Source organism: Flavobacterium sp. KACC 22758 (genome assembly GCF_028736135.1).
Classification (GTDB): domain Bacteria; phylum Bacteroidota; class Bacteroidia; order Flavobacteriales; family Flavobacteriaceae; genus Flavobacterium; species Flavobacterium johnsoniae.
The window spans coordinates 3,460,728-3,482,535 of the sequence record NZ_CP117878.1 but is presented as its reverse complement, the minus strand read 5'-3'; the positions used below and the strand labels follow the sequence as shown (position 1 = coordinate 3,482,535).

12 protein-coding genes are annotated in these 21,808 nt (G+C 36.8%); 10 read left to right on the top strand and 2 right to left on the bottom strand.

Annotated features, from left to right (window positions below):
* The first annotated feature begins 7 nt into the window (after positions 1-7).
* The 3 genes from PQ462_RS14705 (at position 8) to PQ462_RS14695 (ending at position 6,473) form a co-directional block, all read left to right on the top strand.
* Positions 8-1,939, top strand: coding sequence for an OmpA family protein (locus PQ462_RS14705; protein ID WP_274250552.1), 1,932 nt, complete (start codon positions 8-10; stop codon positions 1,937-1,939).
* Positions 1,940-2,209: 270 nt separating this feature from the next.
* The gene (locus tag PQ462_RS14700) at positions 2,210-6,061 is read left to right on the top strand and encodes a hypothetical protein (protein WP_274250551.1); all 3,852 of its coding nucleotides are present in this window, start codon (positions 2,210-2,212) and stop codon (positions 6,059-6,061) included.
* Positions 6,003-6,473, top strand: coding sequence for a hypothetical protein (locus tag PQ462_RS14695; protein ID WP_274250550.1), 471 nt, complete (start codon positions 6,003-6,005; stop codon positions 6,471-6,473). Before PQ462_RS14700 ends, PQ462_RS14695 begins: the two co-directional genes overlap by 59 nt.
* Positions 6,474-6,544: 71 nt before the next feature.
* Here the strand turns inward: PQ462_RS14695 and PQ462_RS14690 are convergent, their stop codons facing one another.
* Both PQ462_RS14690 and PQ462_RS14685 read right to left on the bottom strand, forming a co-directional pair.
* A complete protein-coding gene (locus PQ462_RS14690) occupies positions 6,545-7,669 on the bottom strand; it encodes a glycoside hydrolase family 88/105 protein (RefSeq protein WP_274250549.1) in 1,125 nt (374 codons plus the stop codon).
* A gap of 17 nt (positions 7,670-7,686) precedes the next feature.
* Positions 7,687-10,482 carry a glycosyl hydrolase gene (locus PQ462_RS14685; RefSeq protein WP_274250548.1) on the bottom strand — a complete coding sequence of 932 codons (2,796 nt, stop codon included), beginning with the start codon at positions 10,480-10,482 and terminating at the stop codon, positions 7,687-7,689.
* Between the two features lie 443 nt (positions 10,483-10,925).
* On the opposite strand from PQ462_RS14685, the gene PQ462_RS14680 reads away from it, so the two are divergent.
* The 7 genes from PQ462_RS14680 (at position 10,926) to PQ462_RS14650 (ending at position 21,601) form a co-directional block, all read left to right on the top strand.
* Positions 10,926-14,069: a SusC/RagA family TonB-linked outer membrane protein gene (locus tag PQ462_RS14680; RefSeq protein ID WP_274250547.1), complete on the top strand. Its 3,144-nt coding sequence runs from the start codon at positions 10,926-10,928 to the stop codon at positions 14,067-14,069.
* A gap of 6 nt (positions 14,070-14,075) precedes the next feature.
* The gene (locus PQ462_RS14675; protein ID WP_274250546.1) at positions 14,076-15,611 is read left to right on the top strand and encodes a RagB/SusD family nutrient uptake outer membrane protein; all 1,536 of its coding nucleotides are present in this window, start codon (positions 14,076-14,078) and stop codon (positions 15,609-15,611) included.
* A gap of 157 nt (positions 15,612-15,768) precedes the next feature.
* The gene (locus tag PQ462_RS14670) at positions 15,769-17,298 is read left to right on the top strand and encodes a sialate O-acetylesterase (protein WP_274250545.1); all 1,530 of its coding nucleotides are present in this window, start codon (positions 15,769-15,771) and stop codon (positions 17,296-17,298) included.
* Between the two features lie 160 nt (positions 17,299-17,458).
* A complete protein-coding gene (locus PQ462_RS14665; protein WP_274250544.1) occupies positions 17,459-18,529 on the top strand; it encodes a glycoside hydrolase family protein in 1,071 nt (356 codons plus the stop codon).
* Between the two features lie 10 nt (positions 18,530-18,539).
* On the top strand, positions 18,540-18,863 hold the full coding sequence (rhaM, locus tag PQ462_RS14660; protein WP_274250543.1) for an L-rhamnose mutarotase: 324 nt from the start codon (positions 18,540-18,542) through the stop codon (positions 18,861-18,863).
* Between the two features lie 38 nt (positions 18,864-18,901).
* Entirely contained in the window at positions 18,902-20,191 is a 1,290-nt protein-coding gene (locus PQ462_RS14655; RefSeq protein WP_274250542.1) for a DUF4861 domain-containing protein, read from the top strand.
* A gap of 81 nt (positions 20,192-20,272) precedes the next feature.
* Complete coding sequence (locus tag PQ462_RS14650) at positions 20,273-21,601, top strand: rhamnogalacturonidase (protein ID WP_274250541.1); 1,329 nt, start codon at positions 20,273-20,275, stop codon at positions 21,599-21,601.
* Positions 21,602-21,808 lie beyond the last annotated feature (207 nt).

Genomic DNA, 21,808 nt, shown 5'->3' with positions numbered 1-21,808 from the left:
ACTAATCATGAAAAACTATACACTTCTCTATTTATTAATTCTGAATATACACTGCGGTTATACGCAACAGTCGAAAACGAATTCAGGAGATAAAAAATACAACGACTATGCGTATGTCGATGCCATAAAAACTTACGAGCGTATAGCCGATAAAGGTTATAAATCTGAAGATTTGTTTAAAAAATTAGGAGATTCCTATTATTTCAATTCTAAATTCGAAGATGCGGCCAAAGGGTACGGCGAGCTCTTTGCTCTTAATCCTTCGCCTGAAGCCGAATATTACTATCGATATGCGCAGGCTTTAAAATCGTCCGGCCAGATGGATAAAGCCAATAAAGTCTTAAACGAATTCAATACAAAATATAAAGACGATTCAAGAGGAAAACTCTACAAAGAAAGTACAAACTATCTGGATGAAATCAAAGCCAATTCAGGACGTTATAAAATCGAAGATGCAGGTATCAACTCAAAATATTCAGACTACGGCAGTTTTGTTTACAACAACAAAATCTATTTTGCAACGGCCAGAGACACCGGAAATTTCAGCCAGCGAAAACACAAATGGACCGGGGAATATTTTACCAATATTTACAGTGCCAATCTCGACCAGCAGAGTGGGGCAGTTTCTAAACCCGATAAATTCAAAACTTCTATAAACAGTAAATTTCACGAATCTACTCCTGTTTTTACCAAAGACGGGAATACAATTTATTTTACCCGAAACAACTTTGTAAATGGCAAAAAAGGAAAAAATGAGAATAAAATTACCTTGGTAAAAATTTACAAAGCCAGTCTTAAAACTGGGAACTGGACAAACATAACCGCACTGCCATTTGCAAGTGACAACTACAGTACGGCTCATCCTGCACTCAGCCCGGATGAAAAAACATTATATTTTGCCTCAGACATGCCGGGAACCATTGGCCAGTCTGATATTTATAAAGTAAGTATAAACAGCGACGGCAGTTTTGGCAGTCCAGAAAATCTTGGCTCACCCATTAATACAGAAGGAAAAGAAACCTTTCCTTACATAACTAGTGAAAACGAAATTTATTTTGCCTCAGACGGTCATCCCGGACTTGGAGGGCTTGATGTTTTTGTAGGACAGATAGAAAACAGCGGTGCCATAGTCAATATTCAAAATTTGGGTAATGACATTAATTCACCGCAAGATGATTTTGCTTATAGTATTGATCCTGTTTCGAGACAAGGCTATTTCAGTTCTAATAAACAAGGAGGACAGGGTTCTGATGATATTTATAAGTTTTTAGAAACCAGAAAATTAAAATGTGTTCAGGAATTAAATGGTGTTATTACAGATGCAGTATCTGCAGTTGTTTTACCCGGAGCCAAAATAACGCTGTACGAAAACCAGCAGATAAAAAACACAACAGTTTCAGGAGCAGACGGCCAATATAGTTTTCCTGTTGAATGTGGTAAAAGTTATAGTGTAAGAGTTGAAAAAAACGAATATGCAACTAAAGAAATCACTGCAGTAATTGGCAGAACAACCGGAAAAACCAGCCTGCCCATTGCTTTAGACAAAACTGTGTGCAAAGTTGCTGTAGGTGATGATCTTGGCGTTTGTTTTGGAATTAAGATGATTTATTTCGATTTGGATAAATATAATATTCGAACCGAAGCAGCTATAGATCTCGAAAAAATACTGGACGTTTTAAACCAGCATCCTGCAATGAAACTGGACATCCGTTCATACACAGACAGCAGAGCCACTCACACTTACAACAAAATACTTTCTGAACGAAGAGCAAAAGCAACCGTAGACTGGCTTATTAAAAACGGAGTTGCCAAAAATAGATTAACAGGAAAAGGATATGGTGAAACCCAGTTGGTAAACCAATGTTCCGACGGTGTAGATTGTACCGAAGAACAACACCAAATGAATAGACGAAGCGAGTTTATTATAACAGGACTTTAGTGTTCAGTATTTAACCGCAGTTTTGAGTCTGTACGTAAACTAAATGCTGAATAATAAAAATCGACTGAAAACTGAATACAAAAAATTTTTAAACGGCTATCCTTTACTAGCAATATTAACTCAAGGTAGAGAGAACTTTGCCGCTTGGTATTAATTATTAAATTATTTAAAAACAAGAGGTTAAAAGTAAAGAAATACATTCAATTTTTAAGAGTTAATATATTGTTTTTTAAGGGTGTATGATTTTTTTTTTAATTAAAAAAACGATTTATGAAAGCAAAAAATACATCAATTTTGTTCTTATTGTTGTTGTCATTGATAGGAGGAGCGGCATTTGCACAAGTGCAGATCAATGCCCCGTTATCTTATCAGCCTTCGAATCTGGAGCAGGGAGGTGCTCTGGGGACTTATAAGGTAGACATTATAAACAATACCGGTGCAGCTTTGAGCGGAGCAACATTTTCTTTAGTGCTGCCCACCGGATTGGAATATGTTGCCGGTACAATCACGGCCGCGACTCAGGCGAATGTCAGTAACCTGCAGAGTCCCACCTTTACCTTAAATAGTATTCCTGTAGGTAATACATTGGTGGTAACTTTTAACGCCCGTATTAATTGCGGTTATTCCACTTCTCTAATTACCTACAATGTGCTTCAGGGAGCCACGCCATTGGCGACAGCTACAAGTGCGGTTGCGGCAAATACGCCTTCGCCGGCTTATGTGCTTACGGCAGTACCTACGCCGCAGGTGCTTAATACACCCCTTAAAACGAATGCACTTCGAACTATTAAATTCAAAAATAGTGGAAACGTATCGGTTTCAACAGTGTATATAGAAAGCACTGTTGCAACAGCTTCTCAATATTCATCTTATAAAGTAATGAGTGCCAATAATGGCACCGTTTCAGCAGTAACCAATGGTTACCGTTTAACTTTGACCGGAGCAGCGCTTCAGGCTGCTATTACCACTACAGTGGGTGCGGCAAATATGAGTTTTGATGCCGGTGAAGAAATTACAGTAGTGCTTACAGAACAAATGTTAAGCTGTGCACAAACGACCAGTATAGCCTTAAACATGAAGGCAGGTTCCGGAGACACAAAAGGAAGCTTTTGTTTTTCTGACGGATCTACGGCAGCAATCTCTACAACAGTTGGAAATCCTAGTATAGATTTTAACCGTATAGTAGCAACGGGTACCTATCCCACTTTTTGTACCGATGGTAAAACTTCTTATACTATTAAGAATTCAGGTAATGGAGGTACAGAATCAGCATTGCATGATATAAAATTACCATGGAGTGTTTATAGGGCTAGTTCTGGACAAATTGCTACCAATACACCCGTCGATGGAATTATACTTAAAAAAGTAAGTATTGGCGGAGTTGATGTTACATCCTTGGTCTTGCAAAATAATGGTACAGGCAGCGGTGCTTTGATACCGGCGGCACAAAATGTAAAGGTTATTAATCTGGCAGCTTTAACTAGCGCTCCAGGCGGTGTGTCATTAGTAGATTTAGATGGCGACGGGCATTTTGATGACTTAATGCCGGGTCAAACTTTTCAAATTGATTTTGAGTATGGTTTTGATTTAAGCAAGTTTCAGTCCTGCATGTTGCAAAGCGCCATAACAAATGGTGACGGAAATGGATATTTTAGTCTAGGAACTTCTTTTAAAAACCAGTGCGGTATTGCCGTTAATAAATTTGACTACAGTTATGTAGCTTCTATTACATCAACAGGTCAGAGTTTCTTAATTGCAAACCAGGCGCTGAACTTAAACAGTGCAACGATTGATAAAGCCCTTTTTAATTTAGGAGATAAGTCGAATATTGTGGTTACAATGATGTCGAACATCAGTGGGGCTTTTTATAATGGAGCGGTGCCCATTACTAAGAAATTTACTTTTGTGATGCCAGATGGTTTAGATTATGATCCTACGGGTGTCTTAAAATTTGGCACCAATATACTGCCAGCTTCTGTGGCAATTTATACAGGTAAAACGTTAACCATTACGCTTTCGTCTGTCACTTACACCTATATTAGAACTAATGATGCTATTACGGTTCCGGTTATAGCCAACAGTAATACAGCGATAAGCAAAACTATAAATTATAAAGCAACTTATTCTCAGAACAATTGTCCTGGAATCTCACGTGATTATGGCTGTGGAAGCACAGCATTGAATTATGGTTTTTTTACTAACTGTCCTACAGTCAACACAACAGGGTTTAGTGCGGTGCGTACCACTTATGGTTTTGTGCCAGATGCAAGTGGAAACAATGTATTTTATCGCCCTACAGCTTTTGTAAACGAAAATACTCCAGGTATAAATTTACAGGGAGCGGTTAGTAAAGATAAAATACGTTTTAATATTAACGGTGCAGTAAACAGTGCAACTTTCAGTCAGTTATGGGCAAGGATAAAATATACCCCAGTGGGTGTGGCGGCTAATTTGTCTCATTTTGATCCTTTGTCGGTAAATGCTTCTACTGTAATTGGAGTGCTTAAAGTAAAAAATGTGTCAGATGGAAGTACTTTAAATACCAATATTACCGTAGGAGATGTAGTGTTCAGTTACGACTCTGCCAATTTACTGCAGATAATGCAGGTAAATGTTGGGGCAAAAATTGGCAGCGGTCTCGCTATCAATTACAATTTGGCAGTGGGAGATGAAATCTCTATTGACTGGCAGGTAACAGCAAGTCGTGATAATTTGCCATGGACTTATTCGGCAATTTCTAATTTGCAGGGAGAATTTTACACGAAAGATTCAGGAAATATAGAATCAAGTTGTACTCCTTTACCAGGTATCTTGTATTTACAGCGCCTTACAAAAGGGCAGAGCAATTATTATGGTGTTTTAAATATTGCGGGTGACCAGACTCTTGGTATACAGATGGGAATGGTAAATAATAATGATAATACTAATAGCGCAATAGATAAATTTCCAAACGAAGTTCGTGAGTATTCTAATATACGCAGTGCAACGGCTACAGTGCCTGGAACCTGGGTTATAGATCCAAGTATACTACCTGCATATAGTGCATCAGTTGTTGGATCTTATCTTTTAAATCCATCAATGTTTACTATAACGTATGTAGGCGGTAATACAGTAATTAATTTTACAAATGCAGCATTTGGAGTAAATGGTCTTCCTGACCCGGCTAGTAATTTACCTGCAAATGATTATGTAGTAAATAATGGTGTTGAGCGTGTCTATATATACATGAAGCCAATATGTGTGCCTACTGGAGCTGTAACGGTAAAAACCGATATGAGTATTGATAATTATACTACAGGTCCAGATTTAAGTAATGTAGAAAACGCAACAAATACTATTACAACAGGAGGTATTAGCTATGTAAGTTATGCCGCGAACTCAACGCCTACATTGCAGAACGTAGATGGAATTGGCAGTATAGTGAACTGGCAGGTAAAAGTAACCAATACGACTGATATTGCAGCTATGGCGGCAACAGGTTTAAGTACAGCCCTTCCAAACAACTGGATGAGTTTCGTATCGGCAAATAATAATATTACGGTAACCAAATTAGTAGATATCAGTACAGGTATAGAATATCCCACAATTAATTACGGTACGGGTAAATACTGGGTAAAATTAGGTAATATTGCTACTACGGCGACTTATAATGTGGTGGCTACCTATACTACTTGTACCAATGACAAACTACATTATACGTATAGTTTTGGAGCGTCAGGTTATCCTATAGATCCAGATTCTGGTTTTGGAGGTTCTGTTACAACTTGTGCATCAAGCCAAAGCTCAGCAGACCTGAACTTATTTCCAAAAGATGTTAGTATTGGTATGCTGGTAACATCTCCGCTTAGTCCAGTACAGTTCTGTACCAATACGACTCCTGGAGAAAATCCAATCAATTATACGATGACAGTAACTAATACAGGTTCAGGAAATTCAGAAGGACTGATAATGCAGGCTCTTTTCCCTGAAGCTTATGGTGCAAAATCGGGTACGAGTAAATTAACTTACAACGGTACAACTAAAACAATCAGTGATCCGGTATTAAACACCACAACAGGACTGTATGAATGGAAAATTTCAACAGATCCTAACGGCATCCCATTTTTACCAGGAGCAGGATAATAAAGGAGTGTTTTTAAAGATGTTTAAAAGAAAGTTTAGAAGCGATTTTGAATTTTCTGAAGATTCATTTTTGTTAGAAAACGGCAGCGATTCAAGTGATTTTGATCGTTCAATATTTGTAGTATATGATAAAGCTGAGTTACTCGATTTTTTGAGATTAGAAAAAAAAGGAACAAATGTTATGCTTTGTTTATTTGATAAACAATTATTTAGCAGTTTGTCTTTTTTTAAAGAAATAAAAAATTTGGTTTTAATAGATGGTTCAAAAAACAGAACAGAAATTTTTAAAGATTTAGCCTTGTATTTTAAAAGTAAATCTGAATTTGTTCCAAAAATATCAGGTATAAAGTTTTTAAAGCCTTATGCAGATCAAGTGCAGTTTGATACTCTTCAAAAAGCTTTGTTTTTATGATGTAGGATATTTTGTTATTAGTGTTTTTATAGAAAAAGGCGGTTCATATTATATGGCCGCCTTTTTTGCTGTTATTTTAACTTATAAATTTCGGATCCGGCCAGTAAAAAACAGCCTAAACCATAATCTTCAAAATCAGGAATTTTGTCGTAAGACAACGGCTGTCCGTCTTTTGGTTCTTTGCCAGTTGACTGCAGGTAACCTAAAAAACCGTTTGTGTGCAGACTTTCGGTTGTAATAGCATTCCATGCTTTTTGAATAACAGGTAAATAGGTTTCTTTTTTCAAAATCCCGCTGTTTATTCCGTATGCCATTCCATAAATAAATAAAGCAGTTCCTGATGTTTCTTTTTCCCCAAAATTTGATGGATCGTGTAAGCTTACATTCCAAAAACCATCAGCTCTTTGAATGGGAACCAGTGCTGCGGCCATAGCTTTTAAATCTTTTACATACTGCTCTCTATGAGGTGCATTTTCAGGAATAATAGTTAAAACTTTTGCCAGAGCAGCAATAACCCATCCGTTACCACGGCTCCAATAACAGTTTTTGCCGTTAGGTTCTTTATACGGCGGATCAAAATCCGCATCACGCCACCATAAGCCTTCTTTAGGATTGTATAAGCCATTATCGCCGTGTTTGTTTCGTGAAAACATATACATGTCGTACATTTTTTCGAAATAACGATTGTCTTTCTCTAACACTCCCATTTTGGCAAAAACAGGCATTCCCATTTGTATGGCATCAATCCATGACCAGTCATTTAACTGAGGCGTGTTGAGAAACATGTTTATATTAGCCTTTGTATTTTTAAGTTTTTTAGGATCAGGTTCTAAATTGTACAAATCAATATAGGTTTGAGCTGCACAGTAATTATCAGCATTTCGGGTAACGTTGCCGCCGTTAAATCCCCATTTGTGGAATTCAGCCCAGGCATAAGCATAATCATAATATGCTTCTTTTGGGAAAATTTCATGCAGTGCCATTAATCCTTCATAATAAACCCCGCGCGTCCAGATATTACTGGGACGTTCTTTATTGGTAATAATTGTTTTTCCTGTGTCGGGCCATTTCTGCATAAAATAATCATTGGCAAGCATCATTTGCTTTAAAACTAATTTTTTATCAAAGGGTTCTTGTGCAGAAAGACTCGAAGTATAAAAAATGGAGACGGCTAAAAGTGAAATTAATTTTTTCATTTGTGGTTATTTGGCAGTTAGTTTTCTTGTTTTAGAGCGGTCAGGGTTACAGGACTCAAAAGTCCGGACGGCATTGGATTCCATTTTGTGGCGTCAAACTTTTTATAATCTTTGTCGACCATATTTATTTCGTAAAAAATTTTCCATTCCTGACCTTTTAATTCCATATCGCGTATTCTGTTTGCGGGAAGATTGGTTACCTGAATTTTTAAAACATTTTTTCCGGGTTTCAATTTTTGAATGTTCAGTTTATACGGAACTGACCATGCAGTACCAATAAATTCATCATTCAGCCAGACTTTAGCACTTTCGCGTACATCGTCAAGATTAAGACTCCAATTTTCTATTTTAGGGTTTGGATTCTCAAATTGAAGCGTATAAACTGCTGATCCCGAAAAAGCTTCAGCATCGAGACTTAATTTTGTCCATGATTCTAAATTGGAAACTACAGCGTCAGCAGGTAATTTTGGACCGCCTTTGACAAACGATAATTTCCAGTTTCCTTTTAGTGCTATGGGTTCAGAAGCGCTTTCAAAATAGTTCCATTTTTTTTGTGAAGCTGTATTTTCAGTCTTTAAAAAATAAGATTGTCCCGGTTCCATTTTGATTTTTACATAAGTGATTTTATCTTTTTTATTGACAATGGCATTTCCAAATTCACGTGTTAGCGGATCAAGAATAATAACTTCTTTGTTTTCAACTTGAAGCGGAATAAAATCGTTTATTGTTTTAGCAGTATGATTGACTAGATAATAGATTTTTTCGCCGTCAATATCTCTTCTGATGAATTTTAAACCGGTATTTACCAAGCTTTCAGGCTGAATTTTGGCATCTTCTAAACTTGTAAAAATATTAGAAACGGCTTGTATTTTATTTTCAGCTAAAAGATTTTTTAAGTTCTGTTCTTGCTTTTTATAATCTTTAAATCCTGGAACCGATTCTGGAAGTCCTTCAAATAGGATAGAGGCTCCTGCTTTTTTTAATTCGATAAGTTTCTGCAGGGTTTCAACAGGCATTTTTTTGCAGGACGGAATTACCAATGATTTAAAATTTCCTCCAGGCAGTACAATGTTTCCATTGACAACTTTGGCTTCGGAAATGAAATTATCAGATATAAAATCAATACTGTAGCCCTTTTTCATAAGACTTTTTGTGGTATCGTAAAAAGAAGTTCCATAAAGCCAGTCAGATAAAGAATGTATTTTGAACTGATAAAACAAAGTGCCTTTTTCATATTTATCCCAAGCATCAAAAATAGGCCAGTAAAGCAGCATTTCGTTGTCTGGTTTTCCCTGTTGTAACAGCGACTGACAGTTTGAAATATACGAGAACAAAGCCGGCGCATCTTCCCAAATGGTATTATTAGAATTGAAATTTACAGAAGCATAAAACTGCCATCCAGGCCATACAGCACGGTCTGGCGAATAAGTAGATCCATGCAGAAAAATATGATTAACACCATTGAGCATTAAATCTTCGGCTTCGGGTTTACACTGAGACAAAGCAGTTTTGAAATGTTCTCGAAGCCATGTAAAAGTCTCGGATGAAACCAGATTTTTTCCTGAAATATGCGCTGCTGAAGATGAGAATTTCAACATTACAAGATCAGCATCTCCTTCACGGATGTCTTCTTTGTCACGTCTGAAACCCGGAATATCAAAAGGCATTGAACCAAAAGTTTCGCATTCCGGAATATCGGCAGAAGCATACAAATCGATTAAATTTCCAGGAGATCCATGCGCCTGCAGTTTGGTTTTAAAGTTTTTAGAATGCGCCCAGTTCGTCCAGGATTTATCAAATTTATTCAATAACAAATCAGAAATAGTCTGGCGATAATCACTTCTTATTCGGTTTCCAATTTCATTATCAGTTTCATTCAGAAGGACAGGAAGCTGTTTTTTTAAATCATAACCGCGTAATTTTTGAAATTCTTCGAAAAAATTTGGTGTAAAATCAGTTCCGTAGACTTCAAAACTGTCATTAAAAACGGCTCTTATTTTTCCTTCTCTGCCTTTCAAAGCCTCATTAAAAGGAACGACATAAGCTTTTAAAGCTTCTTCAGAATAATGATCTAATGTATATCCTTTTCCTCCCGGAGCAGCTCTTTTTACCTGTTGTCCCGTTTTACCGCTAAAAACAGCATAAATTGTATAATCTGCTTTTTTTGCTTTCCAGTTTAATTTATTTGGTTCAAGTTTATTAGGAAGTTTAATGTTTGAGCCTTCGAGTCCTTTGTCTTTTACATTAACCTTTTTGTTTTGAAGCTCATTGGTCAGGTTAACAAACGAACCGTCGCTTCCGTATGCTACAACATATAAAAGAGATGCTGGTGTTTTTTCTTTACTGCTGTCTAGAGTGATATTTCGATCAAAAGTTTCGTTTTTCTTTACGGTATATTTTTCTACAATTAGTTTGGTTGCGGCATGAGGCAGGGTTACATGCGATCCTCCGTATGGCCATCCGGTTCCTAAAACCATATCAACCTGCATTTTTAAGCTGTCCGAAACGTGAATTGTATAATCAAGCATTTCCATCCACTTTGGAGATAAATAATCAATAAAATTATTTTCTTCTCCTTTAACGCCATAGATTGGCGTAATTTCGACACCGCCTATTCCGGCTTTATGAAAATCAATCAAACTTCTTTTTAAGTTAGGTTTATCCACCGCACTTCCCATCCACCACCAGCGTGCCCACGGCTGATTTATATTACTGGATTCCGGCCAGGGCGAAACTAATTTTTCCTGCGAAAAGGCATGAAAAAAACTAAAAAGCAGCATTGTATAAAAGCAGGTTTTTAAGGATAGTTTCATTATATAATTTTTGATTTTTGACTGGTTAAAAAATAAATCTTTTCTTATTTTTTTGTATTGAATACGGTTATAGAAATTTTGTCTCAATAAAGTAAAAGTATTATCAGTGTATCAAAAAGCTATCCTGTAGCGTCCTGTTTTTTTAAAATATTTCAAAAAATAAAATCATCAGATAATTCTATATATAAATTAGTATTTGATATTTTTTTATGTAAATAAATATGAAATATAAAAAAATAATTTACTAAAATTTTTAAAAATATATTTTTCAAATTCTCAATGAATTAGCGGTTGTAAATCAAGCAGTTGTGCGTGTTTTCTGTTAAAGTAAACTTAAATAATTTTATAAGATATTGAAATCTAACAGGATACTACAGGATACTGCGAAAAGTGCTTCTAAATAAATTTGGTTTGAACTAATTAACTAACCAAATTGAACTTTTATGAAAAACAAGCTTAATCTTTTGCTGATTATGGCCCTGTTTGTACTAGCGTACTCATCAGGCTATGCGCAAGAAAAAACGGTGACAGGAACCGTTACCGATCCAGCCAAATTATCAATACCTGGGGTTAACGTAATTGTCAAGGGAACCAACAGGTCGACCAGTACAGATTTTGACGGAAAATATTCGATTTCGGCCGCTCCGGGAGAAACATTAGTTTTTTCGTTTGTGGGATTTGTAAAGCAGGAAATAAAAATTGGCGCTGCACCGAGTTACAATATTTCAATGGAAGCCGAAAGTGCCAACCTGAGTGAAGTTATAGTAATTGGTTACGGTACTCAAAAGAAAAAACTTACCTCTGGAGCAATTTCAGGAATTAAGACCGAATCTTTCACAGAACGTCCGATTTCGAGAATCGATCAGGGATTAATTGGTCAGGTAGCCGGAGTTCGTGTAAAGCAGACTACAGGTTTACCGGGACAGCCTTTTAGTATCGAAATCAGGGGAGCAGGTTCTATTACAGCAGGAAACGAGCCTTTGTACGTAATTGACGGATTTCCAATTTATACCGAAGGATCAAACAGCAACGGAGGATTTTCAAACGGAAGTCCGCTTGACAATATGAACCCAAATGATGTGGCTTCGATTGAAGTTTTAAAAGATGCTTCGGCAGCTGCTATTTACGGTTCGAGAGCTTCAAATGGAGTAGTAATTATTACAACCAAAAAAGGGAAAAAAGGAAAACCGAAATTTACTTTTAATACCTACGGCGGTGTTAACAAAGAAGTTAACCGAGTGGATATGCTTACGGCTGAAGGATGGATCAGCCGTGCTAAAACGATGATCGATTCACAATGGGTAGGATCTGGAATTGCCGGAGCATCTGCCAGCCAGACTACGGCAGAAAGAATTGCAGCTTATAACGCTGTAAACCCAACAGCTCCGCTTACTACAGCCAATTCGAGATATTACACCTATCTGCATGATGACAGATGGGATATGCCCGGACATCCTGGATTAGATTACATCGACTGGCAGGATAAAGTATTCCGTACAGGAGAATTCAGCAATTATCAATTAACCGCTTCTGGAGCTACAGATGCAGTAAATTATTATGTTTCTGCCAACTATCAAAAAAATACGGGATATATTGTGGGGACAGATTATTCTCTTTTCTCGGCAAGAGCCAATATAGATATTAAGCTTTCTGAAAACTTTAAAATGGGAATCAATCTGGCACCTTCGTATTCGATTAAAAACGATCCGGGTGTTGAAGGAAAAGACAATACACTCTTTAAAGCACTAACAGCAACTCCGGTTTTTGAAAGTGCAGCAAATGCAGCTGGAGAAAAATATACAACACGTTATGCCTGGGGTTCGAGTACAACCAACATGCTGAATGCTCTGGCAAGAACTGGAAGAAACTCTATGTACAGAAACCTGATTTCTGGATATGCCAGCTATCAGTTTGCTAAAAGTTTTACGCTGAAAAGCACCATCAACTTTGATAATTCAGACAACGTAAACGAAAGTTATACGCCAAACGATGTAATTGCAAGTATTAGAGGAGCTTATAATACTTACAGAAGACAGAATATCGTAAATGAAAATACACTGACTTATGATAAAACTTTTGGAAATCATAGCTTTAACCTGCTTTTAGGAGAGTCTTTTAATGCGTATGAAATTACAAAATCGACTATGTCTTCGGGAGCGCTTTACAACAGTTCAAGTATCGAAACTCTGCCTGCCGGATCTATTGGTTCTACAACTGCAGAAAAAAATACGTTATTATCTTATTTTTCTCGTATCCAGTACAATTTCAAAGAAAAATATATTTTGGCAGCGAGTATAAGACGTGATGGTTCTTCTAAATTTGGAACAGACAGAAGATGGGGAACTTTTTCTTCTCTTTCTTTAGGATGGAGAGTAAAACAAGAAGCATTTTTACAAAATGTTGACTGGTTAACTGAACTTAAATTAAGAGCAAGCACTGGTATAAACGGAAGTAACAATATTGGAAGTTATGCGCAGTATGCTACTCTTGGAACTTACAATTACTCAATTGGCGGTGCAGTAGCCATTGGTCAGGGAGCTGCTTCTATACCAAACCCTTCATTGCACTGGGAAGAATCAAAAAGTATTGACTTTGGTCTTGATTTCGGAATTATCAAAAACAGACTTACAGGAACTTTCGAGCTATATAGAAAAAACAACAGCGAACTGCTTTTAAGAGTTCCGGTTCCGGGAGATTCTGGTTTTCAAACGTATTTAACCAACATTGGAGAGGTGCAAAATCAGGGATGGGAATTTGAGTTAAACTCACTAAACGTGAAAACGCCAAGTTTTGAATGGAGAACTTCTGCCAATATCAGCCATAACGAAAACAAAGTTTTGGCATTAGGTCCTGATCAGTCAAAAATTGAAATAAGCAATGCTTATGACGGAGGTGTTCCGTTTGTGAAACTGGAAGTTGGAAAACCAATGTATACCATCTTTGGTTTACAGCAGAATGGCGTAATCACTCAGGCAGATATTGATGCAGGAGGTACAACGATTGGAGGAAATAAACTGGTTCTTGGAGATCCTAGATATGTAGATCAGAACGGTGATAAAAAAATCAATTCAGAAGACCGTGTTGATTTAGGAAACCCAACACCAAAATATACTTGGGGAATTACCAACAATTTTAAATACAAAGATTTTGATTTGAGTGTTTTGGTACAAGGACAAAACGGAGGAACAGTTTACGGATTAACTGGTCGTGCAATTGACCGTACCGGAATGGGATCTGTAGAAAATTCTCTAAATGTTGATCCGGCAGTGAGAGGAAACTGGCGAACCTCTTTTGGTTATCAGGCAAACTCAGACTGGTTGTACAAATCTGATTATGTAAGTGTTAGAAGCATTTCAATTGGATATAATTTAAGACAGGCTCTTAAAGGAATTTCAAGAATTGATAACGCAAGATTATATGTAACGGGCGAAAACTGGTTCTACTGGAACAAATACAAAGTAGGTTTCAACCCAGAAGCCGTAAATACTTCAGCAAGTTCAAACAGCGATTTTTCGGTGCCGGTAGATTACGGAGGAGCGCCTTTGGCAAAATCTTTAGTGATCGGGCTTAACATTAATTTTAATTAAAAGAAAATGAAAAAATATATCTTCATAGCGGCAGGTGCTTTACTATTATTTGCACAGTCATCTTGTACAGACGAGCTGACACAGCTGCCTTTGTCTCAGGGAACAATTGAGAATTTTTATGCAACTCCCGGCGATTTTGTTCAGGCCAGAAATGCAACCTATTCAATAGCTTTTCACGGAACAAGTGTATACGGTTATGCAAACCGATTAATGAATTTAAGCGAAACCAGATCAGATAATTTGATGGCCACAACACAAGCATCAAGAGACTGGGAAGGAATTAACAGTTTTTATACTTCTATTAGTTCTAACACCTACGTGAAAGAAGCATATTTAACGAATTACAATGCCATTTACAAAGCCAATCAGTTATTAGAAAAAATAGCCGAAAAAGGAGATGCCATTTTTACAAATCCGGCAGATAAAACCGCAATGGCAGCAGAAGCCCGTTTTCTTAGAGCATTTTGTTATTTTGATTTAGTAAGATGGTTTGGCCGAGTGCCTTTAATAGACAAAACAGTAACGGCTCAGGAAGCATCAAAAATACCAAGAAGTGCTGTTGCCGATATTTATAAACTAATCATCTCAGATTTAGAACTGGCTATTCCGGATCTTGCTCCGTCTTATGATACTGCCAATTTTGGACGAGTTACTAAATATGGTGCAAAAGCTATTTTAGGTTTGGTTTACATGACACGTTCAAGCCCGACTTACGGAATTGACGGAGCAATGCTGGGCTTAAACGAATGGGACAAAGCCTACAAAGAATTAAACGATATTAAGTTAAGCGGTTTATATGCCTTTGGAACAGATTACGATCCGATTTTTAAAACCGAAGGAAATGCGAATAAAGAAAATGTATTGGTAATTCCGTACACACAAAATATTTCAACTCCGGTAGGAGGTAATTTTATGGTAGAATTAGGCTATGAACCTTATTTTGCTTCTTTGAATTTATCGGCACAAGGAGCTTTAGAAGCAAGACCAATTTCAAACGGATTCATGAATATGTTTACCGCAACAGATAAAAGAAAAATTTTCGGAATCGCGACAAGTTATACCGTAGCTTCAGGAACTTACAAGGGCAGTTATACACTTCCGGTTTTCAAAAAATATATCGATGCAGCAAGATATGGAAACGGTCGTGAAGACTGGGGAGTTGATTTTATGATTACTCGTTACACAGATGTATTAATGCTTATGGCCGAATGTACGCTGCATGGCGGAGGAGGTTCTCAGGCTGAAGTTGACGATATTGTAAACAAAGTAAGAACCAGAGCCGGACTTACTGCAAACGCTTCAAATATTACCCTTGACCAATTATTTGATGAAAGAAGAAAAGAATTCTTTGCAGAAGGAACAAGATGGTTTGACTTAATAAGATCTGGAAAAGCAGTAGCAATTATGAACGCCTGGAAAGCGGCCGAAGATACTGAAAACAAAATCAGAACTATTGATAATAATTCATTGTTATATCCAATTCCGTTGTCAGAAATCTTAGCGGTTCCTGGACTTTACGATCAAAATCTTGGTTACGATTAATAAATTTTGCCCCACTTTTATTTTTTGTTTTTTTTGAAAGAAGCTGTCTTTTCTGACAGCTTTTTTTTCATTTTTGTATTACACAAAACAGGAAAGCACAGGATGCATAACTGGTGTAACTATTTTAAATTTAAAATGTACTTAAAAATCAATGCCAATGATTAACTCAAAAAAATTACTGTTTCTTTTTTTAGTTTTAAGTGTAAAATTCTCTGTAACAGCACAAGTAAAACTGCCGGCTTTAGTTGGCGATAATATGGTTTTACAGCAGAATGCCAAAGTTAATTTATGGGGATGGGCTTCTCCAAACGAAAAAATCACGCTGAATTTAGGATGGGCAAATAATCCTGTTGAGGTAACATCCGATGCAGAAGGAAACTGGAAAACTGCCGTTTCTACCCCAAACGGAAGCGACAAAGCCTTTGATATCACAATTAATGCTGCTAATAAAATTGTACTAAAAAATATTCTGATAGGTGAAGTCTGGCTTTGTTCCGGACAATCAAATATGTTTTTCCCAGTTGGAAGAGAAGAAGGAACCTGGAAAACCGGAGTTAAAAATTATGAAGAAGAAGTAAAAAACGCTTCATTCCCTAATATTAGATTATTTACAGTGGCACTTAATGCTTCGCAAAAACCGCTTGAAGATGTTACAGGAAACTGGAAAATATGTTCGCCGGAAAACATCAAAACATTTTCGGCTGTTGCCTATTTTTTCGGAAGAGATTTATATCAAAAACTAAATGTGCCAATTGGGTTAATTTCGACTTCTTGGGGAGGAACAAAAGCCGAAGCATGGACAGCTCAGAATATTTTAGAAGAAGAAACCGCGTTTCTGCCTATTCTTCAGGAAGATGCCAAAAACGAAAAAATACATCAGGAAAAACTCGAAGCCTACTATCTGGCTTTAACCAATGAAAGAATTGCAAGTGCTGCAAACGCTCCAAAAGGACAGTTGAAAAAGCCTAAAAAAGAACCCAACAAAACTTCGTATGTTTTGTATAATGCCATGCTGCACCCAATTGTAAATTACACCATAAAAGGAGCAATTTGGTATCAGGGCGAAAGCAACTCCGGAAAAGCCTATTTGTACAGAAGTTTGTTTCCGGCAATGGTAAAAAGCTGGAGAGACGAGTGGAAGCAAGGCGATTTCCCGTTTTATTATGTACAAATTACACCGCACAAAGGACAAAATGCCGAAATACGCGAAGCACAGTTAATGTCATTAAAAACAATTCCAAACAGCGGTATGGTTGTAACAACCGATGTTGGCGACGCGCAGAACATTCACCCAATCGATAAACAGACAGTAGGTTACAGACTCGCCTTAATTGCAAGAGCAAAAACTTATGGCGAAAACAAACTGGTTTATTCTGGACCGATTTTCAATCACATGAAAGTAAAGAAACAAAAAGTACAATTGTTTTTTGATTACGCTGATTCGGGATTAAAGAAAACAGATGATGTTTTAAAAGAATTTGAAATTGCCGGAGAAGATCAGGTTTTTTATCCCGCAGATGCTAAAATTGATGGAAAAACTGTAGTGGTTTCTTCTTCAAAAGTCAAAATTCCAATAGCCGTTCGTTTTGCATGGAAAGCCGTTCCGGAACCCAATTTATTCAACAATGATAATTTACCGGCTTCTCCTTTTAGAACAGATGACTGGGTAATAGTTGAAAAGAAGTAAAAGCGATAAAATTAAACACATAGAAACATAGTTTGAGGAACTTTAAAAAAGGCGTTTCACTTGCATAAACGAACATAGCTATGTGTAGTTTTTTTAAAGCTCTTTTATAGAATTAAAAAATCTATGTTTCTATGTGTATAAATTTAAAATCAAAGAGCAAATGAATAGAAGACAATTTATAATAGGAAATTCTTTGGCTGTTATGGGATTATGTCTTCCATTTTCGGCGAAAGCCCTTAATTTTTTAGACGATCCCAGACTTTCGGATTTTGAGAAAAAACTCCGTCCAGTTGGGCGCGCTTTAGAATTTGAAGAGTATTACGTTTGGTGCAGCAGCCCCATTGAAGGTCCGGACGGAAAAATTCATGTTTTTTTCTCACGATGGAAAAAATCAAAAAGCATGAGCGGCTGGATAAACGGTTCAGAAATTGCCCATGCAGTTGCCAGCAAACCAGAAGGTCCTTATGAATATGTCAGCACTATTTTAGCTCCAAGAGGCGAAGGTTTTTGGGATGCCACAACCTGTCATAATCCCAGTATTCATTTTGTAGACGGAAAATATGCGCTTTTTTTCATGGGAAATTCCAATGGAAAAATGGATACCAAACGCATCGGCTTAGCCGTTTCAGATTCACTTTACGGCCCGTGGGAACGACCAGATCAACCATTGCTGCTTCCGGGAAAAACTGGTTCGTGGGACGATCTGCTGACCACAAATCCTTCTTTTTTAAAACATCCAAACGGAGAATACTGGCTTTATTATAAATCATTGGATACAGAAAATTATGTGCATCCAAAATATCCCGTAAAAGGAAACCGAAAATACGGACTCGCAGTTTCTAAATCACTAAAAGGACCTTATATAAAATCGCCGGAAAATCCTGTAATTGATTTTTCAAAACTCGGAGATAATAAACAATGCGAAGATGCTTTTGTATGGTACGAAAACAAGAAATTTAAAATGCTGGCAAGAGATATGGGAGTTTTTGGAATGGATTACGGACTTTATATGGATTCTGATGACGGAATTCACTGGAATGACCCGCAGATTTCCTATCAGCCTTTAGATAAATATATCAAACAGCCCGATGCGCCAAAACATTTAAACCGCTACGGACGTGCAGAACGCCCGCAGTTACTGTTTCAAAACGGAAAAGCGACCTATATGTTTACCGCTTCACAAGGCGGAAAATACGAAACTGCTTCGGCCTTTATTTTTAAGATAATTTAAAAGTGAAAAAATGGAAGACACAATTAGAAATGCTTTTACGATGAAAGTAAAATCAGGTTTTGAAACCGAATATAAAATCAGACACGATCAAATCTGGCCTGAACTCACAGCATTGCTGTCAGAAAGCGGTATATGTGATTATTCTATTTTTCTGGATGAAGAAACCGGAATTCTATTTGGTGTTCAAAAATTAAGCACAGGTTTTGACCGTTCACAGCTTTCCAGTCATCCGCTTATGCGAAAATGGTGGAATCACATGTCAGATATAATGGAAACAAATCCAGATAATTCACCCAAAACAAACTCCCTAAAAGAGGTTTTTCATTTAGATTAAATGATTAAATTGTTTTTCAATAAAAAAGTAATAAAATAATGAAAGGTACAATCAAACTTTACGTCCCAATTGCATTTTCAATATTGGTTTTTGCAAACGCTAATGCGCAGAAAAAAACGGGCAATACAATTGTCTTAAAAAACACTTCCAGCTTAGAACTGCCTCAAAAAGCAATTGCTATAAAAAGAAAACAGCTTTCTTCACAAAATGATTCAGGAAAATATCCAATTTTAATTTATAAAAACGATACAATTCCGGCACAGGTAAATGATTTAGACAGCGACGGAAAATGGGACGAATTGTTTCTGGTAACTGATTTCGCTCCAAAAGAAGAAAAGAAAGCCGTTTTGAGCTGGTCAGATACTGATCCAAAATTCACGATAAGAACAAGCGCCAGATTTGGGAAAAGAGAAGGGAAAAATCTGCCGGTTCACCCCGATACACAAGAAGTTTTATTAGCAAATCAGGTTCTTAAAAAACTTGGTTACCAAAAATACCAAACCGACGGACCGACTTGGGAAAATGATAAAGTAGGTTTCAGGCATTATCTCGACGGAAGAAACTGTAAAGACGTTTTCGGGAAAAAAACACCCGGAATTACACCAGAAGATGTGGGGATAAACAGCAAAGGAGAAGTTGAAGACAATTATCACGTAATGCTCGACTGGGGAAGGGATATTTTTCCGGTAGGAAGTTCGTCAGGATTAGGCGGTTTTGCTTTATTAACGAGCGACAATAAATTACACCGATTAGGAATTCTTGCTAACGATACTGTAAATAACATTGAGAAAACAACTTTTAAAATTGTAAGCGAAGGCCCTGAAAATTCAGTTTTAAATTATAAATACGAAAACTGGGAAGCCTCAGGAAATAAATATCAAGCAGAAGAAACAGCTTCAATATGGCCGGGAATGTACGGTTATAAAAATACCGTTTCTGTAAACGGTCTAAAAGACAATGATACCGTTTTAATTGCTCTTTCAAATATTAACAACCAAAATCCGCTGCAGGTAATCGATTCAGGAGATTTTGTATGCCTTATTCAGCATGATAAATTAACCTACGAACGCCAATGGATTTTAGGTACAGCCATACTATTTCCAAAAGATCTTTATAAAGGATATATAGAAGCGCCCAAAAAAGGACAGCTGACAGATTCGTATTTAATAAAAACGTCTGCTAAAAATAACCAGCAGATAAGTTATTACCCAATAGCCGGCTGGGAATTAAGCGCAGACAAAGGTTTTAAAGATTCGGCTTATTTTACCAGTTATGTAGCAACTCTTGCCAAACAATTATCTGCAAAAGTAAAAGTTGAGGTAAAATAATGAGATAAAAGCAATCCAAAACTTTGTCAAAGTTTCAAGCTTTGACAAAGTTCAATAACCACAAAACTAACAACTAACCCAATGAAAACCATCTTAAAAATCATATTCTGTGTTATTGCCTTTGCTCAAACGGCAATTTCGCAGAATTACACTAATGACACATTTCCTGACGGAACCCCGATCTCCAATTGGTTTAAAGATTATTCTAAAATTCAGCTGAAAGATTTAGGGAAAAAATACACCATAACCGATTTTGGAGTAAGTAAAGACAGTACTAAAATCCAGACCACTGCCATACAAAAAGTAATCGATAAAGCTTCGGCAAATGGAGGAGGAGTAATCGTGATTCCTAAAGGTGTTTTTTTAAGCGGCGCCTTATTCTTTAAACCGAAAACAGCTTTGTATGTATCAGAAGGAGGGGTTTTAAAAGGTTCAGATAATATTGCCGATTTCCCTATTATGCCATCAAGAATGGAAGGGCAGAATCTGGATTATTTTCCTGCACTTGTAAATGCCTATAATGTTGATAATTTCTCGATTTCAGGAAAAGGGACAATAAACGGAAATGGAAAAAAATACTGGGAAGCTTTTTGGGAACGACGCAAGGAAAACCCAAAATGCACCAATCTCGAAGTTTCAAGACCAAGATTAGTTTTTGTGTGGAATTCCAACAACGCACAGCTTCAGGATGTAAAACTGATCAATTCCGGTTTCTGGACGAATCACTTTTACAAATGCAATAATGTAAAACTGCTTGATTTGTATATTTTTTCGCCGCACATCGAAATTAAAGCACCAAGTACAGATGCTATAGATATTGATATCTGCAAAAACTTTTTGGTAAAAGGCTGTTATATGTCCGTTAACGACGATGCCATTGCCTTAAAAGGAGGAAAAGGCCCTTATGCCGATCAGGATAAAAACAACGGCCCTAACACGAATATTATTATAGAAGACTGCAATTTCGGATTCTGTCATTCAGCCTTAACAAACGGAAGTGAATCGATCCATAACCGAAATGTAATTATGAGAAACTGCAAGATAGACGGAGCTTCGAGAATGTTATGGCTTAAAATGCGTCCCGATACGCCGCAGCGATACGAATACATACGAGTAGAAGATATAAAAGGACAGGCCAAAACTGGTCTGGTGATTTTTGCATGGAAACAGTTTTTTGATTTAAAAGGACGTCCTGATATTCCGTTGTCTTACGGAGATAATGTAACGCTGAAAAATATCGATTTAAAATGCGATACATTTTATGGAGTCGAGAATGATCCCAATGTTCGTTTAACCAATTTTACATTTGAAAATTTAAATATCGAAACCGTAAAAACGAATATTGATAAAAGCGTAATAAAAGGTGTTGAATTTAAGAATGTCTACGTGAATAAGCAGTTAATCGAGTAATTTTTCCGCACATTCTCAATTCGGTATACAGGATTTTAAGCCAAAATCTTATGTTTTTTAACACTTTTAAAAGTTTAGTAAAAAATATTTTATGCCTTAATGTAAAGCCTTCAGTAATGGTTGTGATTTTAATTTTGTTAGTAAATGTCTGATTAATAGTTTATTGTAAAAGGAAAATTTTCAAAAATTTGAAGCGTAAACTTTTAG